Origin of the sequence: Hafnia paralvei ATCC 29927 (assembly GCF_001655005.1) — a bacterium.
GTDB classification, from domain to species: Bacteria; Pseudomonadota; Gammaproteobacteria; order Enterobacterales; family Enterobacteriaceae; genus Hafnia; species Hafnia paralvei.
In genome coordinates this window covers 1-17,457 of sequence record NZ_LXET01000068.1, presented here as the reverse complement: position 1 = coordinate 17,457, position 17,457 = coordinate 1, and the positions used below count along the sequence as shown (strand labels likewise).

Below are 17,457 nucleotides of genomic sequence, written 5' to 3'. Positions count from 1 at the left end.
GATAAACGGAATAAAAATATGAAAGCAGAACATGCATATAGCAATGATAGTTTGATTCAGATGGGACAATGGTTGCAGCCTCGTCTGTCATGGACATCGGGGCAACTCGACGTCATTAAGACCGTGGCCATGCTGTTGATGGTTATCGACCATGTGAACCGTATTTTTGCGCTGGATCATCTGTGGATGATGTGGCTGGGGCGCGGCGCTTTCCCGTTGTTTGGCGTGGTATGGGCGTATAACCTGATGCGGCACCCTACCCTTCGACAGGCATCCCTCAACCATCTATGGGTGTGGGCGCTGTTTGCACAGTTGGGGTATGCGCTTGCTGGGTTCCCGTGGTGGCAGGGCAATATCTTGTTTGCTTTCGCAGTCGCCGGTCAGGCTATCCGCTGGTGTGAAATGAAATCCCGTCTATCGGTATCGCTCGGGTTATTGCTGGTTGCTCTCTGGCTTCCCTTTGCCCAAACCAGCTACGGGGTGGCGGGAATAATGATGTTGGCCAGCGCGCGGTATCTATTTGCGGCGACATCCTCCGCTGAGCGGGCGGCGTGCTTTATCTTATGGTGCAGCATGGTGCTAATGCTCAATATCGAGGTTTCACCTGTGGCAGCAATGGCAGGTCTTGTGCTTTCAGCCGTGGTGCTTGCCCTAGCACGCCTTATCAGTGCAGGCGTACCGCGATTCTGGCCTCGCGATTTTTTTGTGCTGTTTTACGTGGGGCATCTGGTGCTCTTAAGTGTGCTTGCTGGCGTCATTGTATGAAAATGCGCACAATGTTGGCAGGTTAGCCTACTGCTTACGGTGTGGTGCATGGCAGCCCCGCTATTAATTCAATGAGGGAATATCCAAACAATGAGTGATGAAAAACGGAAAACCTTAACGCTAAAACGTAAGTCACCTGAGACAACGAAGGGCGGAGCCGATAGCGTAAATGACACTAACACCGCATCGACACTACAGGTACCGCGCGTGGTGGGCCGTAAGAAGGTGGTCACTGTCACAACACCGCCGGCGTGGAAAGTGAAAAAGCAGGCATTGGCTGCAAAAGTGCCCCCTAAGATTGAAACGCCGCCTGCGTCTCCTCCCAAAAGCGTCGAAAAGGCCAAAAAGGAAGCGGTGCCACGTCAAGTGAAAGTGCCCAAGGGCGTGAAACTTATCCCCTTGTATGAGGCTATCACAGAGATGAAAACGTATTGGCCGGGGCTATTTGATGGCGATGTCCCAAGGTTGATGGCGGTAGGGACTTTTGAGAAGTTGGTGGCGGATAAGCAGCTTAATGCTTACCCGATATCGAATAAACAGATCAAACGTTGTTTGAAAAGCATTACGCGTTCGAAAGTGTACCTCAGTCAAACCGTTGTCGGTGCGCCACGCTATGACATTCAGGGGCATGCGGTGGCTACGGTCGAAGAGAATGAACAGCAGTATGCTGTAGAGCGCCTAAAACGGTTTCAGTAAATAGGCTGGGTAGGGAGGCTGGATATATGACTCCCACCCAGTAGTCAATCAATAAACGCATTGAATATAAATATCCACTAGATATCTTTTAATAAAATTAAAAGAAACTAAAATTTAATAAAATCTCCCCTATGGGAACTGCTTTTTTTATTCCTTTATGAAAATATAAATCACGAGGATTATGATATGGAAGATGCCGTATTAATGAATTCCCATGAAATAGAGGCGGCTAAAACAGCCATTGTTAATGGTGTGCGCAACTTAGTGGAGTGTGGGCATATCAATAATAGAGACGATGTTATTCGGTGTCTAATCGGCGCAGGCTTTGACCTCACTGAGGTTGCTGTGACAAGCATCACGTTGTGTCACCCGGATGAACCCGAGGTCACGATAACTCTGGAGGGATATGTTTTTTCACAACGGTTTCAATTAAGTCACTCCGAAGATACGAGTGACTTAAAATAAACTGTATTCATGCCACTATTTATCTCTGCTAATTAATTCACTATTCAAGGCAGGGTGATTTAATTAATTACCCATGATGATAATTCATGCTAAAAGGAAAATGATGATGTATCGTTATTTAAAACTGTATTTTTTCAAAAACGTATTTTCGCTAGGATCTGAGAAATGATTATTTCGGTAGCGGTTGAACGTGATGCGTTGGGTTATTGGACACACCCTTCGTTAGTGCGAAGTGGATGTGAAACGACCGCCCACCTGACGTCTTGGCTCAGAACGCATCAGTTAGCGTGTTTTGTCATGCTGATGTGTGATGAAGATCCCGAGGCCTATTTAGCCGAACTCGCGCGGGGACAAGAGAACCCATGCGCGCGAGATTGGCATGTGATGCCGCCTGATGACGATGGCTGGTTTATTGGCTCTATTCACGCCAGTCAGAATGGCCCTGTGTGCTACTGGCTGCGTCAAATAGCCTAAAACGCATCCCCCTCGCTTTTTCTCAACGCAGTCCTCCGTGCGCCAACACAAAGACTGTCTGAAGAGAAAAAGTTAAGTCGCTGATTTTAGACATCTGTAGTATGCTTTGCCCAACGATCCTTTTTTTATCCTTGAGGAGGCAGAGATGTCACAATCCACAAACGCAGTGACTTCCTCATCGAAAACGAAGCGCCCTTATCGAAAAGGTAATCCGATGTCAGCGACTGAAAGGCAGTTGGCTTCGATTGCACGTAAACGTGAAACTCATAAAGAAGTGAATGTATTTATCCGAAACCCGATGAAAGACCAGCTTTTGCACTTATGCGAGCAAGAGGGGTTAACTCAGGGAGAAATGATAGAGAAACTCATTCAGATTGAGACTGAACGTCGCTGCGAAAAAATGTGAACCTTTGACATTCTTGCTTGTTAAGCGGGTGAGTGTTAGATTACTGATCGTTTGAGAGAATTTTTGGCGAGCCACGCCGTAAGGTGGCAGGGAACTGGTTCTGATGAGGTGTTTACCCGGAGCCAGAAAAAACGAAACCCCGATAATCTCCTTAACTTTGGCGAGTGGAGAGATTAATCGGGGCCGACTAAAACTGCATAGAAGCTGTTGCTCTATGCAGGGAGTATATGTGCATGCTCAGAAAACTGCAATACCTTCTGTGCTACCTGCTCCTTCCGTGCAACATAAGCGCAGGAAGGTGTGGTTGACGCTCAGGCCCTGTTCACGCATTACCGTCAGGTCAAAAATCCGAATCCGGAGTTCACTCCGCGTGAGGGTAAAAAGACCCTGCCGTTCTGCCGTAAGCTAATGGCAAAAGCCGAAGGCTTTACGTCCCGTTTTGATTTTTCTATGCATGTCGCCTTTGCTCGTTCTATGGGGACGCGTCACCGCATGCCTCCCTTGCTGCGCCGGCGCGCCATCGATACGTTACTTCAGGGGCTGTGCTTCCACTATGATCCACTGGCTAACCGTGTACAGCGTTCGATTACCAATTTGGCCATCGAATGCGGTCTGGCTACAGAGTCAAAGAGTGGCAATCTCTCTATTACCCGCGCCACGCGAGCGCTGAAATTCATGGCAGAATTGGGCCTGATTACTTATCAGACCGAGTATGACCCCACGATTGGCTGTAACATTCCGACTGATATCACCTTCACGCCTGCCCTATTCTCCACGCTTGACGTCTCTGACGTGGCTGTAGTGGCCGCGCGGCGCAGTCGTGTTGAATGGGAAAACCAGCAGCGTCAGAAGCAGAAGCTGAAGCCTCTGGAGATGGATGAGCTCATCGCGAAGGCTTGGCGGTTTGTGCGCGAGCGCTTCCGCAGCTATCAGTCTGAGCGCAAACGACACGGACTGAAACGCGCCCGTGCTCGACGTGACGCGGACAGAACCCGAAAGGATATCGAGACTCTGGTGAAACAACAGCTGACGCGTGAATACGCCAGCGGGCGCTTTGTCGGCGGCCTTGATGCCTTGAAACGAGAGTTGGCGCGTCGAGTGAAAGAGCGCATGCTGATGTCGCGCGGTAACAACTACACGCGGTTGGTCACTCTCCCCACCTAACCCCTGATTTTCCAAAAATCCGGTCGACGCCGGAGGATTTCGCACGTCTACAGCCTGCCACTGATGATTATTCGACCAAAATAGCGCTTTTCCACCCAGATATTTCCCCTGAATCACCTCCAGAATAGCCAAAAAATACCTCATATTTGTCACCTCTGGCTGTCGAATTAGGTTATCCACCATTAAGTGCAAGGGACTTTTCCATAAGGTTACAACCGATATGTTTACAGAGCGCTAGCCGGAGGCTTTTCAAAGTGCGTGGTTTCCTTTAAACAACTACTCAGTACTTCTTTTAAATACCTTTTTTATTCTTCTTATAAAGAAATTACCTATTCGTCACCTGACCTGTGGAAAGGTTCCTGATAATGTTCGCCCTTGCAGCGGACTAAAGTCCGCGCCGGTTCGACACAACCTAAAGTTCCTCCCATCGCTATGCGACGGGCCCCATACAAATCACTTTAGTGACAACACTCTAGACATCCACACAGCAATCCGTGCATATCGGCAACAACAGCGCGAAACCTCACCCACTGCAAAGCGGCTCGCCCCCGGCCCATAGGGCCGGAAATGAGTCGCTTTATAAGTGGATGTTGTAACTAGAGGATTTGTGTTGCTGTAAATGATGTAGCGGGTTGTTTCAGATACATGCTCGTAAGCGGCTCTACGACCCGCTAACGCGGAGATACACCCCGACTGCGGCAAAGCCTTGTCGTGGTCACTCCGTTCGCATAATGAAACTTCTACGTCGCTTTTAGTGGGTTTGGCTTTGCAGGGCGGGAGAGGGATTGGTGAAATCTATCAAAGCAGGGCGGCTTCGCCGCGTTACCGGCGCCATTTAACGTTAATGTCATATTCAACAACAGCTGGCGCCTCCATGCCGCAAAGCGGCATTCAAAGACTGGCTACGCACTGCTCGCCTGTCCGGACTGTACATGATATAAACGATTGTGTTTATAAACACTTCTGTGGATATCACAATGCAACTGAGTGATTACATTGACAGCGCGTATGGCCCAGAACGAGGAAACCGCGCACGTTTTCTGAAAGACAACCCTGATATCCTGCCTCAAGAACTGAGCCGCTGGCTGAAAGCGGGACTAAAAATCAGACCAGAAACAGGTGAAATCTATAAGCCCGTATCACGCCGCGTCAGGGTGCCTGCCGCCGTTGCCGTCGACGCAGGTGTCTTTCTCTCTGATGACCTACGTGAACGCGTTGCGTCGCTGGCCATCGTGAATAATGTGACGCCTGATGCCATGCTCAAGGCACTCGTTGAGCGGGAGGAATTGTGTCGTAAGCTATCTCCGCCGGCGGTCACCAGCAAGGTCGTGCCGGAACAGCAGATTGCCGGTATTGTCAGCCGCTATTTTTCTGCGTTATCTGAGTGCAGTGAAACGGATGCTTGGCACCGGGTGCTCGAGACGCTGGTCCGCGAGCTGACTGAGTCTGACCTACTGTCATTTCACACAGGTAATATTGCCGAGAGCCGCCGGCTGAACATACCTCGCACCGCGTATTACTGGTATGGCGGTTTTGTGGCAAAGCGCGTGGCCATGATGCTGGGCTGCATTGATGTCTATCTGTGGAACGAAATGATGCGGCCGGACAGCGACGTGATTTTTGTGGGTGATGCGCAAAATGTGGTCGCCTGCTACTTCATCTGCCAGCAGATGTGCCGTCTGCTGAAAGCGGTGCAGCTGAACTGGCGTAAACAACAGGGCTCGTGGGGAAGTCGGGCAGAGCTGGATGAGGCCGCGTACAGGTACACTCAGCGACTGGCGGAGGGGATAATGGATAACGGTATTTTTATCGGTGGCGATGAGCAGAATTTTTACCGACTGCACCGCTATGCGGAAAAACATTACTCTTGGGCCGTGCGCTGAGAGGGTTAATATCCGAGCATTTCGAACTTGGGTAACGGCCGTGGTTACTCAACCTACCCCCTTACTGATGGAGTAAATTTTGTTGAATAGAAGGATAGAGGATTTGTTTCCGGAGTCTTTTAAGAGAATTAAAGCAGAAGAAGAAGCTAACAGGCCTGATCCCAGCTGGTTTGCACATTTACCGTCTGAAAAAATTAATGAGTATATGTCTAAGTATCCGTTCAAATCCTTTGATGAAATTCCGAAGGATAATAGTGGATTGCAGTATCCTTCACTACAGGATTTAGAATTTTATCTGCCGTCAGTGGCTCAGGTTGCTGACCATCATCAACTTCCTGAAAGAATGAGAAAAGAGCCCGTGGTTACGACAATTAATGGGTTTATTCTGTTAAGGTCACTTGGCGTTCAAGCTTTCAATATTGATCCGCGCCGATGGCACAAAATTAAAACCTATTTAAGTAAAGGAAAGATTGAATACCCTCAAATGTCTGATGACGGGCAACGAATTATCGATGGCAGACATAGAACATTGCTTATTATGCAGATTTATAACGTGAGAAATGTGCCTGTTTTTTACTTTAAAAGAAAGGAAAAGGGTCTGTAAAGGGTGTCTGACGCTCAGTGGAACGAAAACTCACGTTAAAGGGTTCTACGCTGGAACAGCTGAAATTTCCGGCGTAGAACCTCATGTGATAGGTGTCTATTTGGGGTCAGTTTGGATATAGAGAATTTTTGTACGTTAAGCGCATTATTTAATCAATCGTGGTTCGTAAGGGGTTGATTTTGCGTCAGCGGCTATCGCTTTTAAGTTGTCGCTCTTGCAGTCTCGCATTTAGGTTATCCGATTAAGGTCAAACCCCTGAAAATGCCGTATAGCGCGGGAGTACACCCTATTGTACGCGTACAATAATTCTCTATATCCAAACTGACCCCTATTTGGGGGCCAAGGAGATGTGAAGTCGGCACTTGTTGCCATTAGGACATCGAATTAGCGAGGGGATGTATTGATGACACGACGTGGTTTACGTCTATCGCAGCTACCACAGATATGCACGGTGAAGCCTAAAGCAGCTAAAACGTCAGCACATCAGATGGCGGAAGATACGCTGCGAGAGTTAATCGCAGCCCGCTTTGCTGTCGGTAAACCAGTGATCCACATTGATGCAAACTGGAATGATGCGCTGCTACTGCGCGTGATGAAAGAAGCAATACGTCAAGCAAAAGGCCAACCGTTTGTCGTCATACCACCGAAAGGGCAAGAGAACGACTAGCACACGATAGTCGTTGCTGGCTGCGTGGTGGATTTGGTGCAGGTATGCAGCGTTTGTCCACGGGGCGCAGTCATGGATGCGGGTTAAGCATCGGCTTCATGGTTCGCTGCTGCGACTTCATCACTGATCACTTGTGCAAGCGGTCGGAAGGTTTTTGACCACGACTCATCATCGCGCCAAGGCGTGCTGGCTTTGGGAAATATCGGATCGGGCTCACGTGGTTTTTTTCTGCTCGTGCGGCTTTGCGCGCTTCTTTATGAGGTTTCTTCATTAATCTTCACGCTGGATAGAATCAAGCGGTGTTTAGACAGTGGAGCGCCGCAACGACGACCGGTGAACTTGTCATAAGTTTCGCGCTGACCTGCACACCAGGTTGTCGCCGTCTCGTGTAGTGGCACGGTCCGCTCCCCGTCTTTTGTCATAATGATACCGGTATGGGTTTTGATTTTTGCCATTAAGATCCTCTTTCATCAAATCAACAGTAATATCAAAGTCATTATTGTAAATGACTCATGTAATACGCAAGGGGGCGATTTTGTATCACGCGCTTAGCAACCTCAATGTGGGATGTGACGATGGTCGGTAAGTTAATCTGAAGTTGAAGGGCGGCCAAATCGCTGTGGTTGGCCGGCGGGATCTGTGTGTGACGTATCCCTGCCCCATCAGTCTATGTTGAGGGTCTGGCAGGGAGTGTAGAGCAGAGACGATTAGTGGCGGATTTGCGCCAAATCGTCCTCAGAAAGGCCGGTTGCTTCCTGCACTGATTCACGCGACATGCCCATTTTTAACAGACTGCGTGCCACTTCGAGTTTGCCTTTCTCGATACCACGTTGTTCACCGAGTTGGATCCCTTTCTCAATGCCCTTCTCGATCCCCTTCTCGATGCCCTTCTGTTCGAGCTGTTGTGCGATGGTCATAAGTGCGTCTCCATGCTGCGGCACACGCTGTGCCAGTTCGCGAACAAAGGCTTCAGAGTCAGCAGACTCACCGGCCTGTAATAAATAGTGTATCAGCGCCATCACCTGCGGTGAAGAGAGATAGTCTGCCATCAGCAACGTGGCCAGTCTGTCCGTCAAGGTGGCGATATCACGTTGATGAATGTGCTTTTGCAGCAGAGTCAGTGCGGCCATGCTGCGGTGTTCCATAATATCATCGTCTGGAATAACCGTCACATCAACCAGTGGGAATGCACCACTATAGAGTTTATGTGCCAGTTCGGGGTCGTCAAACTCATCTAACCACCGCGTGGAGTACGGATAAGGACTGCGTTTACCCACGTAAAACAGCACCGGTATGACGAGCGGCAACTTAGTATGGCCCGCTTCAAGGTGGCGTTGCATAGCCGCGACCGCGTAACGAATTAAGCGAAAAGCCATATGCTTATCGGGTGAGCTTTGATGTTCGATCAACACATGAACATAGCCCTCGCCCTCCACGGTATCGAGGCTATAAAGCACATCACTGAAGTACTGACGTAAATCATCTTCAACAAAGGAGCCTGACTCCAGCTTTAACGTGCTGAGGTCGCAGATTGCCCGAAGCTCCGCAGGAAGGTGTAATTCCATGAAGTCACGTGCAATTTCTGGCTGGGTGAGAAACTGCCTAAATGTGGCATCATGCGGCGTGGGGGTACTGTTTTTCTTCTTCATCAGTCCAGACTCTGAAAGATAATGAGTGAATGCTATCACAATCAGAGCAATACAAGATGTTAAGTACTCGGTATGACATATCTTTACTCCTCGCCTTGTTGGCAAACGCGGATCACCGTCATTTTCGATACTCCCGCGAGGCGAGCTGTTTCACGCAGGGACTTTCCATGAGTTAGCCGGAGTGTGCGTATCAGCTCGTGTTTTTGTGCATCAGCCACCCTGCCCCGATATTTACCTTCCGATTTCGCTTTGCTTATGCCTTCCGCCTGACGGCGACGTCGATCCTCATAATCTTTTCTGGATATAGCTGCGAGCATATCCAGCATCATGCCATTAACGGCTTTAAGCATACTGCGAGTGAATTCATCGCTAACGGCGTTATTGAGCGCCAAATGGCTGGTTGGTAAATCAAGACTCACGATAGACAGCTGCTTATCCGTTATCTGCTTTCTTAGCGCTTCCCATCCCACGTCGTCCAATCGAGAAAGCCTATCCACTTGCTCAATGAGAATAATATCCCCTGGCTCAGCCTCTTCAAGCAGTTGCACGAGTTTTGGGCGCGTCATCGTTGCACCGGAGATATTGTCGACATACCAGCCAGCAATTCGGTGGCCATGTTGGCGAGCAAAATTCTTTAACGCATTTTTAGCGCGAGTGGCATCTTGTTCAGAGGTTGATGCTCGCAGATAACCAAAAATGAGCATTTTTTAGCCTTTAGGTAACGTTTAAGTGGTCATTTTATTAATGGTATCACTTATATGGTCACATTGATATGAAATGGCATATTTTGAGGTGGTGACTCAGAAGTATACCCAAATATGGCTAGCTGACGCGCCCTGCGGGCTTGTCCAACCCCGCGTCTATCCAAAAGCAAGTTTTGAACAGATGCGGGGTTTTTGGGATGGAACGTATTTACCCGAGATAAGAAAAGGGAATTGAAAGTCCGCTATGAGCGAATTGCGGACATTGGACTTTCCAACCTTACAAGGTAATCTAGTTTGCAAGGTTAGCGACCTTGCACGGTCGCACTAATAAGTTGTTATGCGAAAAGAACAGGAACAGTATAAATGAACTGGATTGGTTCACGGTGGTGGAAATTCGACTTCCACAATCATACTCCGGCATCGGACGATTATGGGAAAGGTCCTGACCAGGCCCAGTATAAGCAGATCACTCATAAGAATTGGCTGCTCAACTACATGCGGCAAGGCATCGATTGTGTCGCGGTAACGGATCACAACTCAGGCGCCTGGATTGATCCACTCAAGCAAGCACTCCAAGAGCTGGAATCTGAAGGTCATGCGGATTATCGACCGCTCTACCTCTTCCCAGGCGTTGAGCTTACCGTTCAGGGGAATATCCATATTCTGGCCATTTTCGGCCAAGACAAGACAACCTCTGATATCGACTCACTGCTCGGTGCGGTCAGATATCGCGCCACCAAGGGAAAGAGCGACGGCTGTTCTGAATGCTCTGCAGTTGAGGTGATTGACGAAATTGTCAGGTCAGGTGGGCTTGCAATACCTGCTCATGTCGATCAGGCCAGCGGACTTTTTACGGTCTGTACCGGCAACACACTGGAGCAAGTGCTCGACAACAAATGTGTATTTGCCATGGAGGTAACGGACCTGGCTCAGGCAAAACCGCAGCTTTACATCGGCAAGAATTTGAATTGGGCAGAGATTCTTGGAACCGATTCCCATCATCCGTCCGGTACCGGAGGTCAACGCTACCCTGGTAGCCATTTCACCTGGGTAAAAATGTCGGAGCCCTCATATGACGGATTACGGCTGGCGCTCATTGATGGGGCTCTTTCACTGAAGCGGTCGGACAACTTCGTTGGTGACCCCAACACCCATGGACAACTCGTCATCGAAAGTATCGTGGTCGACGATGCGAAGTACCTGGGTCGAGGGCAATCCTTATCCTGCCAATTGAACCCCTGGCTCAACACCATCATTGGTGGACGAGGCACTGGGAAATCGACTTCGTTGGAGTTCCTGCGGATTGCTCTTAAACGGAAGGGAGAAATCCCCAAGAGCCTTGAAAAGGAATTTACCAAATACAGTCAAACGTCGAAAGACCGCCAGGATGAAGGGCTGTTAAGAGATGTCACGAAAATTACCGTCTGCATTCGAAAAGACGGTGGCCGCTTTCGAATCACTTGGTCTAACACCGACAACAGATACGCCATAGAGGAAGAGACCGCTCTCGGAATCTGGAGCGCTTCCGAGGGAGACATAGCACAACGATTTCCTGTCAGGATTTACAGCCAGAAACAGATATTCGAACTGGCTAAGCATCCCCAGGCGCTCTTGCAGGTTGTCGATGATGCCCCGGCGGTCAATCATCGTGATTGGCAACTTAAGTGGGAGGAATTGGTTTCCAAATATCTCTCGATTCGCGCCCAGGAACGTGAAGTTCAGGCCGGACTTCAGGAGGAATCGGTAACCAAAGGTCAGCTTGAGGACGTCAAACGCAAGCTCGATGTTTTTGAAAAGGCGGGCCACGCGGATGTCCTTAAGGCTTACCAGCTCAGACAGAACCAGAGCAAGGCTATGGACTCCTGGGGAAAGACTTGGGAAGGTTCCGCCGAACAGGTCCGGGACATTTCAGGAAGTCTGTTGCCACCAGAATTGGATTTACAACATTTCGACGTTGGGAATGAGGATGACAAAGAACTCATCGATACTGCCGAGGACATCCGTGCGACGTTTAAGAAGCTCCAGACAGAGATGAATTTAATCGCACAGCGGATTGATGATGCGAAGAGCGCATGGAATCAAACGCGGCCAGGCCTGGGAATATCGAAAAAAATCACAACGGCGATTCAGGAATACAACGACCTCCTCGGTCAACTCAGCGCAGCAGATGCGGGCGATCCATCTGCATATGGTGTTCTGGTTAAGCAGCGGCAAGATTTCGAAGATAAGCTCAAGGGATTTAACAAAAAGAGAGAAACTCTTGCTCAGCATCAGAAGAGCGCGGAAGAGTACTTGGCCAAGCTCCATGAGCATCGGGCCAAGATAACCAAGCTTCGCGAGGACTTTCTCAAGGAGACCCTCGTCGGCAATTCATATGTACAAATCAATGTCATTCCGTATGGAAACAAGCTCACGGTAGAGGAAGAATTCCGTAACCTGATCGGCCGCGGCAGTGGCGGCTTTGATCGCGATATTGGGGTAGTTGACGGGGATGAGGGCTTGCTGGCTAATCTAACGCAAGACCAATCCAGAACTATGGATGATAAAATTGAGACATTGAAATCATCGCTACTTGCAATACATGCGAACGATACTACAGCGGTGGCTTCCTCCAAAGATCGACGCTTTGTATCCCACATTCAGGGGCTAACTCCGGAACAGATAGATCGAATTCAATGCTGGTTTCCAGGTGATTCTCTGGAAATCAGATATAGCCTTAAGAACGGTGAGAGCTTCAAACCCGTAGAGCAAGGATCTCCGGGTCAAAAAACTGCTGCTCTCCTTGCATTTATCCTTTCATATGGCAATGAGCCTCTCGTACTTGATCAGCCTGAGGACGATCTTGACAACCACTTGATCTATGACCTGATCGTGACGCAATTGCGGGAGATCAAACAGAGACGGCAGGTTTTAGTAGTCACGCACAACGCTAACATCGTCGTGAATGGTGACGCGGAAAACGTCATTGCCCTTGATATTAGGTCTGGCCAAACCAGAATTGTGACGCAAGGGGGGCTTCAAGAGCCTTCCATACGCGATGAGATATGCCGAGTGATGGAAGGTGGCAGAGAGGCCTTTAACCAAAGATATAAACGAATCAATGCAGTAATCACATAAAAGGCGCTGCACTCGGACGGCAATTCCGCTGCGCTCAATTGCCGCCGGTGCTTGGTCGTTAACGTCCGCTCTTGGCACGAAGTGGACCGCCTACACGTGAACGGCTTTAATGCAGATATGTATCTTATTCATGATGAAAGAATACATATGAGGTATTAACTGAAAACTGATGGGCAAAGTAACGCTTCAGACATGAAAAAGCTGACTTTCGCCAGCTTTTTCATATACCATACTTATTACTTATTACTTATTACTTATTACTTATTACTTATTACTTATTACTTATTACTTATTACTTATTACTTATTACTTATTACTTACTTGATTCAGGTACAACTCAAGTGCTTCTCTGACTATGGCGCTGACATTCTTAGGATCTTTACCACTACGCTTGTTCTTAAGGGCTATGTCTTCAATTGTAACTAACATTTTTTCCCCTAGTGATATTGTGGTCCTGCATTGCTTTTCTTGCTCAGTTCTTTCCGGTGAACCATATGGCTTATCAGCTAGTTTATTAGCGAGGGCTTCTGCTTGTTCGGTAGTAACATCGGGACGATTTGTCGCCTGTAAGCTAGGTTTTTTAACCATTATTAAAATACCTCACTGATGAGCTGTTCTATTTCCAATTTAGCTGCTTTGTTGTCAGTTTCTAAAACCCCCATTCCATTACTCATGCTGTCCCGGTAAACCTTTCGAAAACAAACCACCGATTCTAGAGCTTTAATTGTTGGGAATTCTTCAAGGTACTCGAGAAATTCTTTTCGCTCATTTCCCCGAAGCACTGGGTTCGTTGTTGCCATACTTTGTAGGCAAAACACTTTAAGGTCAGGGTTTAAGTCACGCATCGCTTCAACTTGTTGTTGAAGTTCTACTAAAGTGTCCAAATCAGGCTGAGAGCATTGTAGAGGTGCAATGATCTGGTGAGCGACAACTCCACTTGTAATGAATTCACGAGAGTTACGACCTGCAACATCAACTATTACGTGAGAATATTTTTCATCAAGAGCGCGTAATGTTTGCGTGAGATTATCAAATTTTTCAATTAGCGTTAGCGCTGGCAACAACGCAGCTGCTTCGCGTTCAGCATGCCATTTTGCAGCTGTTCTTTGAATATCTCCATTCAACAAGCAAACGTCTTCACCTTTGACTGCCAATGCGACAGCGAGATTTACTGCAGTGGTTGTTTTTCCTGAACCACCTTTATTACCGCCGATGACTGTAATCACTTTCAACCTCATAAATATGATATATGAAGTATGAAATATTATCTTGCAAGCGATCATGCGTCAAATATTTATGAAGTATTAAGTATGAAATATTATTTAATTAGTATGAATTCATATTTATTACTTGCGTTTTAATATTTCACACTTATGATGCGTTACTCAAAGTGAGTATTTAGACACTGATTCGATAGTTTTTTCTCAAATTGAGTAATAGGAAGGGTGCGGTTTATATGAATATCTTCTGTGATGATGGTTCTACTAACGTAAAACTGGCCTGGTATGAAGGGAAGGAGCTTTGCACGTCTCTATCTGCTAACTCTTTCCGTTCTGGATGGAAAGTAGAGGGGCTGGGAAATCGCCAAACCTTCAACTATTCATTAGACGGTAAAAAGTATACATATGATGAAGTGAGCAATCTCGCTATCAATACTACTCATATTGAGTATCAATATTCCGACGCCAATGTATTGGCTGTTCACCACGCATTGCTGAACAGTGGTCTGGATCCTCAATCCGTCTCATTAACGGTTACTCTGCCAATTAGTGAGTACTACACGCCGGAATGCCAGAAGAATGAGCTCAATATCCAGCGCAAAATTGATAACTTGATGCGACCTGTGACACTCAATAAAGGGCAAACCTTTACGATAGAGCACATTGACGTGATGCCCGAATCGCTTCCTGCGGTGTTCGCTCAGTTAGTTAAAGATAAAGTAGGGTCGTTTGAGAAGTCACTGGTTATCGATTTAGGCGGGACAACGCTGGATGTGGGCGTCATCGTTGGCCAGTTTGAAGATGTAAGCGCCATTCATGGTAATGCCAATATTGGGGTTTCGATGGTGACTCAGGCTGCATTAAGCGCACTTAAAATGGCATCAAGCGATACCAGTCCAATGGTCGCAGATGAACTAATCAAGCATCGTGATAATGCCGAGTTCGTTAGCCAAGTGGTTAACGATGAGAGCAAAATACCTCTCGTGATTGATACCATTGAGTCCGCGATTGCCAAACTGGGTGAGCGTGTTGTTGATGAATTAGCTGAATTCCGTCATGTTAATCGGGTATATATCGTTGGCGGTGGGGCATCACTTGTTGCGCCAGCCGTCAAATCTGCGTGGCACCATTTGGGACAAAAAGTCGTTATGATGGATAATCCGCAGATGGCCTTAGTACAAGCGATAGCCGCATTTAAAGGAGAATGATGTGAGTGACGAGCGGAAGAAATTCACGCTGTATTTACATCCGGATCAACCTTCTGATGCCCAAGCATTGGCGGTGATAGAAACGGTTCCTCGCGCTGGGCGTGGGGAGCTCTATCGAAATGCATTGGTCGCAGGACTTGCATTACAGCACCTTGATAGTCGACTGCCAGCCTTACTGGCAACCTTGTTCACCGATAAACTGACCTCTGACAACGTCGTGAACATGATTAGCGAGACAACAGGGTGGAAGCCTTCACAAGGGGATATACGCGCTATTTTGTCCGAGTTAGGTGCGGGACAGATATCCCCCGAGCCTAATGAGAAAAAGACCGCCGAAGAATTAGATCTGAATGCCGCACGCAGTAAACTTAAGGGGTTTCTCTAAATACTCAAATTGAGGCTTTAGGAAGTTCTGACCATTTAGTTGTATATGAGGGTGAAAGCAGTTCCCGCTTCATCCTCCAGCCTTTCTCAATTCCCTGTCCGCCAAACCATACTTTTCCGATACCTGTGCTATTGATGCGATCGACAACTTTCATCAGATTTTCACTGTTCGCGCGCGGCGGCGTCTCATCAAACATGTCTATCTGGCCCGGACGACTGCAAAAATCATTGAGCATGATGCCCGCCTTTTGATAGCGATATCCATCCCGCCAGATTTGAGACAGCGCTTTCATCGCTGCGGCGACAATATCGCGCGTATCCTGTGTGGCCAACATCATGACCTGATTCGCACTGTTGCCGTACTGCGGCTCATTTGCATACGGACTGGTACGTAGGAAAACGCTAACGTGGCGGCAATACTGCTTTTCCTCGCGCAGCTTCTCAGCAGCACGTTCGGCATACTGGCATACCGCTTGTTTCATATCCTGCAGCTGCGTGATGCGTTCTCCAAAACTGCGGCTGCAGATGATTTGTTGTTTGGCTGGTAGCGCTTCAATCGATATACACGGTATACCGTTTAACTCTCTGATGGTTCTCTCAACAACGACGCCGAATGTTTTCTTCATCAACTGCAAGTTAGCGTCAGCCAGCTGCAGAACCGTTTCAATGCCCATCAGCCGAAGCTTTGTCGATAGTTTGCGGCCAATTCCCCATACCTCGTCGACCGGCAGCAGCGCCATCAGTTTGCGCTGACGTATGCGATCGCTTAAATCCACCACGCCGCCCGTGGCGGGCCAGGTCTTTGCTGCGTGGTTGGCTAACTTGGCCAACGTCCGCGTTTGTGCAATCCCTATCCCGCAAACTAAACCTGTTCTTTGAGCTACGGTCGCACGGACTCGTCGTCCAAACTCCAGATAAGGTTCGCTAGCATCGATACCGGCTATCTGTAGAAATGCCTCATCGATGCTATAAATTTCGAGCGAGGGGGCCAGCGACTCCAATATCGTCATGACACGGTGGCTGATGTCTCCATATAACGCGTAATTCGAGCTGAAACAGGCTATCTGATGCTGTTGAATCAATGCCTTAGTTTGAAAAAATGGGGCGCCTCGTTTGATGCCGAGTGCCTTTGCCTCTCTGTTCGCTGCGACAATCGCTCCGTCGTTATTGCTAAGCACGATCACCGGTTTTCCCTTCAAGTCGGGCCTAAACAGTTGCTCACAGCTGGCGTACATGGCGTTCACATCACAAAGCAGGAACATATTAACCTTTGTCCAGCGTATGAATTGCGTGCGTGACGACGCCAAAAATGTCTAAATCATCGGGGTCGACAAGTATCGGACTGTAGGCACTGTTCATCGGCTGCAAGCAGAGCTGCGGATGTGTGCAAAGCCGCTTAACCGTGAATTCCCCATCGATGGCCGCGATGACGGTGTCCCCATGTGCAGGGGTCAGGGCGCGGTCAACCACCAATAAATCGCCTGACAAAATTCCCGCTTCAACCATTGATTCACCTTGCGCACGAACGAAGTAAGTCGCTGAAGGGTGACGGATACAGAAATCATTTAAATCGAGCTGCGCTTCAATGTAGTCCTGAGCCGGGGAAGGAAAACCGGCAGCACAGGTATCGCTAAAAAGTGGCAGTTGAAGGCGTGAGGTTGTAATGGCCGTGATGATTTCTGCTTTCATTGTTAAAACTCATAATACTGTATGGATTACCAGTATTATGGGCGGGAATGTTCCTATATGGCAAGTTAGGAAAATTCCTTTTTCCTAATGACGTGTTTTAACTGAAAAAGAATTCGCCATTTTATCTTCCGGTAGCTCAAAAAATAAACAATTGCAGGTTTCTCTTGTCACATCCCTCTCTCGATCGGTTACGGGCAGGTTATCCACAATGTTCTGCAGTCATTATGTGGATAGTCCGTCCTGTGCGCGGGCTGAAGTTCCTTGATGCATGGCCTGTGACGAATACGGTAATGACTGGCGGGAAATAACGCGCTAATTCAAACAGGGCAGAGTGACTGCCCTGTTCTTCGGCGTCTGTATAC

20 protein-coding genes are annotated in these 17,457 nt (G+C 48.1%); 13 read left to right on the top strand and 7 right to left on the bottom strand.

The window, feature by feature from the left end:
* Window positions 1–18 precede the first annotated feature (18 nt).
* The 10 genes from traX (at window position 19) to M988_RS21530 (ending at window position 7,124) form a co-directional block, all read left to right on the top strand.
* Entirely contained in the window at window positions 19–765 is a 747-nt protein-coding gene (gene traX, locus M988_RS21570; RefSeq protein WP_064575787.1) for a type-F conjugative transfer system pilin acetylase TraX, read from the top strand.
* A 90-nt stretch (window positions 766–855) separates the two neighbouring features.
* Window positions 856–1,461, top strand: coding sequence for a fertility inhibition protein FinO (gene finO / locus M988_RS21565; protein ID WP_064575784.1), 606 nt, complete (start codon window positions 856–858; stop codon window positions 1,459–1,461).
* Between the two features lie 186 nt (window positions 1,462–1,647).
* Window positions 1,648–1,926 carry a hypothetical protein gene (locus tag M988_RS21560; protein WP_064575782.1) on the top strand — a complete coding sequence of 93 codons (279 nt, stop codon included), beginning with the start codon at window positions 1,648–1,650 and terminating at the stop codon, window positions 1,924–1,926.
* A 165-nt stretch (window positions 1,927–2,091) separates the two neighbouring features.
* Window positions 2,092–2,400 carry a hypothetical protein gene (locus tag M988_RS21555; RefSeq protein ID WP_064575780.1) on the top strand — a complete coding sequence of 103 codons (309 nt, stop codon included), beginning with the start codon at window positions 2,092–2,094 and terminating at the stop codon, window positions 2,398–2,400.
* Window positions 2,401–2,545: 145 nt separating this feature from the next.
* The gene (locus M988_RS21550; protein WP_064575778.1) at window positions 2,546–2,806 is read left to right on the top strand and encodes a replication regulatory protein RepA; all 261 of its coding nucleotides are present in this window, start codon (window positions 2,546–2,548) and stop codon (window positions 2,804–2,806) included.
* Window positions 2,807–3,033: 227 nt separating this feature from the next.
* The gene (gene tap / locus M988_RS22605) at window positions 3,034–3,114 is read left to right on the top strand and encodes a RepA leader peptide Tap (protein WP_071988831.1); all 81 of its coding nucleotides are present in this window, start codon (window positions 3,034–3,036) and stop codon (window positions 3,112–3,114) included.
* On the top strand, window positions 3,107–3,970 hold the full coding sequence (gene repA / locus M988_RS21545; RefSeq protein ID WP_064575777.1) for an incFII family plasmid replication initiator RepA: 864 nt from the start codon (window positions 3,107–3,109) through the stop codon (window positions 3,968–3,970). Before tap ends, repA begins: the two co-directional genes overlap by 8 nt.
* 965 nt (window positions 3,971–4,935) lie before the next feature.
* Entirely contained in the window at window positions 4,936–5,853 is a 918-nt protein-coding gene (locus M988_RS21540; protein ID WP_248846531.1) for a hypothetical protein, read from the top strand.
* An 82-nt stretch (window positions 5,854–5,935) separates the two neighbouring features.
* Window positions 5,936–6,457: a hypothetical protein gene (locus tag M988_RS21535; protein ID WP_064575905.1), complete on the top strand. Its 522-nt coding sequence runs from the start codon at window positions 5,936–5,938 to the stop codon at window positions 6,455–6,457.
* A gap of 403 nt (window positions 6,458–6,860) precedes the next feature.
* On the top strand, window positions 6,861–7,124 hold the full coding sequence (locus M988_RS21530; RefSeq protein ID WP_064575773.1) for a hypothetical protein: 264 nt from the start codon (window positions 6,861–6,863) through the stop codon (window positions 7,122–7,124).
* Between the two features lie 254 nt (window positions 7,125–7,378).
* Here the strand turns inward: M988_RS21530 and M988_RS21525 are convergent, their stop codons facing one another.
* The 3 genes from M988_RS21525 to M988_RS21515 form a co-directional block, all read right to left on the bottom strand.
* Window positions 7,379–7,579 (bottom strand): hypothetical protein, encoded by a 201-nt coding sequence (locus M988_RS21525; RefSeq protein ID WP_064575771.1) that lies wholly within the window; start codon window positions 7,577–7,579, stop codon window positions 7,379–7,381.
* 252 nt (window positions 7,580–7,831) lie between these two features.
* Window positions 7,832–8,773, bottom strand: coding sequence for an Rpn family recombination-promoting nuclease/putative transposase (locus M988_RS21520; RefSeq protein ID WP_064575769.1), 942 nt, complete (start codon window positions 8,771–8,773; stop codon window positions 7,832–7,834).
* An 83-nt stretch (window positions 8,774–8,856) separates the two neighbouring features.
* Window positions 8,857–9,477 carry a recombinase family protein gene (locus tag M988_RS21515; protein WP_064575768.1) on the bottom strand — a complete coding sequence of 207 codons (621 nt, stop codon included), beginning with the start codon at window positions 9,475–9,477 and terminating at the stop codon, window positions 8,857–8,859.
* Between the two features lie 363 nt (window positions 9,478–9,840).
* On the opposite strand from M988_RS21515, the gene M988_RS21510 reads away from it, so the two are divergent.
* Window positions 9,841–12,594: a TrlF family AAA-like ATPase gene (locus tag M988_RS21510; RefSeq protein WP_064575767.1), complete on the top strand. Its 2,754-nt coding sequence runs from the start codon at window positions 9,841–9,843 to the stop codon at window positions 12,592–12,594.
* Between the two features lie 306 nt (window positions 12,595–12,900).
* Here M988_RS21510 and M988_RS21505 read toward each other — a convergent pair whose 3' ends face one another.
* Window positions 12,901–13,182 carry a ribbon-helix-helix domain-containing protein gene (locus M988_RS21505; RefSeq protein WP_064575766.1) on the bottom strand — a complete coding sequence of 94 codons (282 nt, stop codon included), beginning with the start codon at window positions 13,180–13,182 and terminating at the stop codon, window positions 12,901–12,903.
* Window positions 13,183–13,184: 2 nt separating this feature from the next.
* The gene (locus M988_RS21500) at window positions 13,185–13,820 is read right to left on the bottom strand and encodes a division plane positioning ATPase MipZ (protein WP_082919500.1); all 636 of its coding nucleotides are present in this window, start codon (window positions 13,818–13,820) and stop codon (window positions 13,185–13,187) included.
* Between the two features lie 230 nt (window positions 13,821–14,050).
* Here M988_RS21500 and parM point away from each other — a divergent pair, with 230 nt between their 5' ends.
* Together parM and M988_RS21490 are read left to right on the top strand one after the other, a co-directional pair.
* On the top strand, window positions 14,051–15,022 hold the full coding sequence (parM, locus tag M988_RS21495; protein ID WP_064575762.1) for a plasmid segregation protein ParM domain-containing protein: 972 nt from the start codon (window positions 14,051–14,053) through the stop codon (window positions 15,020–15,022).
* A gap of 1 nt (window position 15,023) precedes the next feature.
* Window positions 15,024–15,407, top strand: coding sequence for a plasmid partitioning/stability family protein (locus M988_RS21490; RefSeq protein WP_064575760.1), 384 nt, complete (start codon window positions 15,024–15,026; stop codon window positions 15,405–15,407).
* Between the two features lie 4 nt (window positions 15,408–15,411).
* On the opposite strand, the gene umuC is transcribed toward M988_RS21490, so the two are convergent.
* Together umuC and umuD are read right to left on the bottom strand one after the other, a co-directional pair.
* Window positions 15,412–16,668, bottom strand: coding sequence for a translesion error-prone DNA polymerase V subunit UmuC (umuC, locus tag M988_RS21485; RefSeq protein WP_064575758.1), 1,257 nt, complete (start codon window positions 16,666–16,668; stop codon window positions 15,412–15,414).
* 1 nt (window position 16,669) lies between these two features.
* On the bottom strand, window positions 16,670–17,095 hold the full coding sequence (umuD, locus tag M988_RS21480; RefSeq protein WP_064575756.1) for a translesion error-prone DNA polymerase V autoproteolytic subunit: 426 nt from the start codon (window positions 17,093–17,095) through the stop codon (window positions 16,670–16,672).
* Window positions 17,096–17,457: the final 362 nt, after the last annotated feature.

What these genes read in the sequence shown, in the direction of transcription:
- M988_RS21525 (WP_064575771.1), bottom strand. Translation starts at nt 7,579, where the DNA reads ATGGCAAAAATCAAAACCCATACCGGTATCATTATGACAAAAGACGGG.
- traX (WP_064575787.1), top strand. Translation starts at nt 19, where the DNA reads ATGAAAGCAGAACATGCATATAGCAATGATAGTTTGATTCAGATGGGA.
- umuC (WP_064575758.1), bottom strand. Translation starts at nt 16,668, where the DNA reads ATGTTCCTGCTTTGTGATGTGAACGCCATGTACGCCAGCTGTGAGCAA.
- M988_RS21550 (WP_064575778.1), top strand. Translation starts at nt 2,546, where the DNA reads ATGTCACAATCCACAAACGCAGTGACTTCCTCATCGAAAACGAAGCGC.
- M988_RS21530 (WP_064575773.1), top strand. Translation starts at nt 6,861, where the DNA reads ATGACACGACGTGGTTTACGTCTATCGCAGCTACCACAGATATGCACG.
- M988_RS21505 (WP_064575766.1), bottom strand. Translation starts at nt 13,182, where the DNA reads ATGGTTAAAAAACCTAGCTTACAGGCGACAAATCGTCCCGATGTTACT.
- tap (WP_071988831.1), top strand. Translation starts at nt 3,034, where the DNA reads ATGTGCATGCTCAGAAAACTGCAATACCTTCTGTGCTACCTGCTCCTT.
- parM (WP_064575762.1), top strand. Translation starts at nt 14,051, where the DNA reads ATGAATATCTTCTGTGATGATGGTTCTACTAACGTAAAACTGGCCTGG.
- M988_RS21560 (WP_064575782.1), top strand. Translation starts at nt 1,648, where the DNA reads ATGGAAGATGCCGTATTAATGAATTCCCATGAAATAGAGGCGGCTAAA.
- umuD (WP_064575756.1), bottom strand. Translation starts at nt 17,095, where the DNA reads ATGAAAGCAGAAATCATCACGGCCATTACAACCTCACGCCTTCAACTG.
- M988_RS21520 (WP_064575769.1), bottom strand. Translation starts at nt 8,773, where the DNA reads ATGAAGAAGAAAAACAGTACCCCCACGCCGCATGATGCCACATTTAGG.
- M988_RS21510 (WP_064575767.1), top strand. Translation starts at nt 9,841, where the DNA reads ATGAACTGGATTGGTTCACGGTGGTGGAAATTCGACTTCCACAATCAT.
- finO (WP_064575784.1), top strand. Translation starts at nt 856, where the DNA reads ATGAGTGATGAAAAACGGAAAACCTTAACGCTAAAACGTAAGTCACCT.
- M988_RS21515 (WP_064575768.1), bottom strand. Translation starts at nt 9,477, where the DNA reads ATGCTCATTTTTGGTTATCTGCGAGCATCAACCTCTGAACAAGATGCC.
- M988_RS21555 (WP_064575780.1), top strand. Translation starts at nt 2,092, where the DNA reads ATGATTATTTCGGTAGCGGTTGAACGTGATGCGTTGGGTTATTGGACA.